Raw genomic sequence first — 2,211 nt, forward strand, 5'->3', positions numbered from 1 at the left:
GCATCAGCGTCCACGTGTCGGTCCATCCTGCCGTGCTTTCGGCCGCTGCGAAGCCGGCGCTGGCATTGGCGCGGAAATGTGCGTACATCCCGACCGAGCCGTAGGTAGCGCTGCCATGCGAGTCCGCCTGAATGGAAGGCGTTGCCTGGTTGTAGGTGCCGCTGGTCGCCAGTTGCTGTCCCGGCGTGGTGGTCGAGGCCGCGTTGCAGTTGGACAGGCCCGGCCGCCAGTCGAACAGATTGCCTTCGGTCGGGAAGGCGCCAGTGGCCAGGCCGGCGCAACTCGATACGAGAGCGCCCGTGGCGCCGAGATTCTGTTGGCTCAATTCGGCCGCGAAGGTGGGCAAGCTTGCCAGCGCGAGGGGCAGCACTTTGAGGCAGAGGCGCATGTCGGGCTCCTTGTTTGGTGGCCGAAGGCTATGCGTCTACCCAGGCGCCGTCAGTCCCTAAATCCGGCTGATCCCTGGCGTGCTGGAAATACGTCTGCACACCGAAGGTGTCGTGTTCGGGGGCCGCCGAAATGTTGGTGTTTGCGGTGTCTTGCCAGCGAACGGGCTGGGACCCCGGCTTTCGGCTTTTCCGCGGGCGCTTTGGTCGACCTGCAGTCCTGCTCCTTACAGCAGCACCCCCATCCGGGTGGTCGCTATGAACCTAGGGAGTAATGCCTGCGGCCTGGCGGCGACTGCAGCACGCGGGGTGTCGCCCCGCGTGCCAACCAACAGGAGATCTCTCGAATGAACAACGCACATCACACCGCCCCTGCCCCCCACCGCACAGCCATCACGCCCCATCGGCTGGGCGCCCTCGGAGTGGCGCTTGCTGCTGCCCTCTTGCTTCCTCAAGGGGCCGCCGCACAAGCACCGGCATACCAGATAACGTTCAAGAACCTGACGAGCAATGCCGCGGCGACGGGGGCGGCGACGGCACAGACCGGCCAGCGGCTTTCGCCACCGGTGTTCATCACGCACAGCGACGCCTATACGGCCTTCACCGTCGGCCAGGCCGCACCGGAGACGATCTGGCGCATTGCAGAAGGCGGCAATCGCAGCTTCCTGCTCGACGAAGCCAACGCCCTTGTCGGCACGAGCGTGCTCAGCGTTGCGGCGCCGCTGTCTGCACCTTTGCCTCAACAGGACTCCGTGACGGTCATGGTGAATGCCAATGCCTCCCACCACCTGCTGTCGTTTGCCAGCATGCTGGGCTGGACGAATGACGGCTTCATCGGCGTCAGTGGCCTGGACCTGTCGACCATCACCGGCACCGTCACGATCAACCTGTACGGCTACGACGCGGGTTCGGAGAAGAACAACGAGGCCAACGGCTTTCTCGGCGCACTCGGGCTGGGCAACGCCCGCGATCCCGAAGGCGGTTTGATCACCACCCACCTGGGCATCCGCGGCGACGCGAACGCGCCAGCGGCCTGGAACTGGCTGCCCGGCCCCGCAGCCAGCCTGACCATCAGCGCTGTGCCCGAGCCGACCACCTGGGCTCTGCTGGCGGGCGGACTGCCGCTGCTTCACCTGCTGCGCAAGCGTGCAGGCGCCGGGAACGCGCACAAGGTCTGAGCGAAGTTGGGTAGAGGATGTGAAGGCAGCGGCGGGGCCGGCAGCAGCATGTCCACGCCAGCGCGGATGCCGCCTGCTTGGTGGTGTAGGTAGCGCCGGCACGGTCGGTTGATGCGCATGTTCAAGCGGCTTCATTAGTACGTTGCCAGCTTCCCCCCAACAAGAGGGCTTGCCACGAGGCAACCACGAACCTAGCCTCGCCAATCGGACGGATGCAGTGACTGACTGATCTTGTCGCGAGGGCTACTGGACAGGCACTTCTCGCCAACTGCCCAGGCCGGCGAGGTTGCGGCCGGAAAGAGTGGTTGCTCCGAGACGGCCTGCGCCTCCAACCCAAATGCGGTTAATTCGGAGTGTTCATGAAGATCACAAGACTTGGCGCAGCCTTCGTATTGGCGGGATTGGCTACGCTTTCGCAAGCGGGTGTCCTCCTGAGCGAGGGCTTCGACGACGTGGCGACCCTGGCCGGCAAGGGCTGGGTCCTGGCCAACGTCAGTTCACCCAGCTCCGGCACCGACTGGTTCCAGGGCGACAACACCACGGCGTTTACCGCGCAGGCGGGCGCTGCCAACGCTTACATCGCTTCCAACTACCTGGCCGCTCCTCCCGGCGGGTTCATCGACAACTTCCTGATCACACCGTACTTC

At 65.0% G+C, this 2,211-nt stretch carries 3 protein-coding genes; 2 read left to right on the top strand and 1 reads right to left on the bottom strand.

Features of this window, described 5'->3' with window-relative positions; all coding sequences use genetic code 11:
* The coding region (locus tag AC1DU6_RS28395; RefSeq protein ID WP_477861219.1) for a hypothetical protein at positions 1-388 on the bottom strand (388 nt) is incomplete at its 3' end.
* Positions 389-733: 345 nt separating this feature from the next.
* Here AC1DU6_RS28395 and AC1DU6_RS28400 point away from each other — a divergent pair.
* Together AC1DU6_RS28400 and AC1DU6_RS28405 are read left to right on the top strand one after the other, a co-directional pair.
* Positions 734-1,564 carry a spondin domain-containing protein gene (locus AC1DU6_RS28400; protein ID WP_457321538.1) on the top strand — a complete coding sequence of 277 codons (831 nt, stop codon included), beginning with the start codon at positions 734-736 and terminating at the stop codon, positions 1,562-1,564.
* Between the two features lie 359 nt (positions 1,565-1,923).
* Positions 1,924-2,211, top strand: a 288-nt coding sequence (locus AC1DU6_RS28405; RefSeq protein ID WP_477861221.1) for a choice-of-anchor J domain-containing protein, incomplete at its 3' end; no start/stop codon positions are given.

The organism is Roseateles sp. P5_B10 (assembly GCF_056400485.1).

Bases quoted from the DNA above. Each gene is read 5' to 3' on its own strand.
- AC1DU6_RS28400 (WP_457321538.1), top strand. From the start codon at position 734: ATGAACAACGCACATCACACCGCCCCTGCCCCCCACCGCACAGCCATC.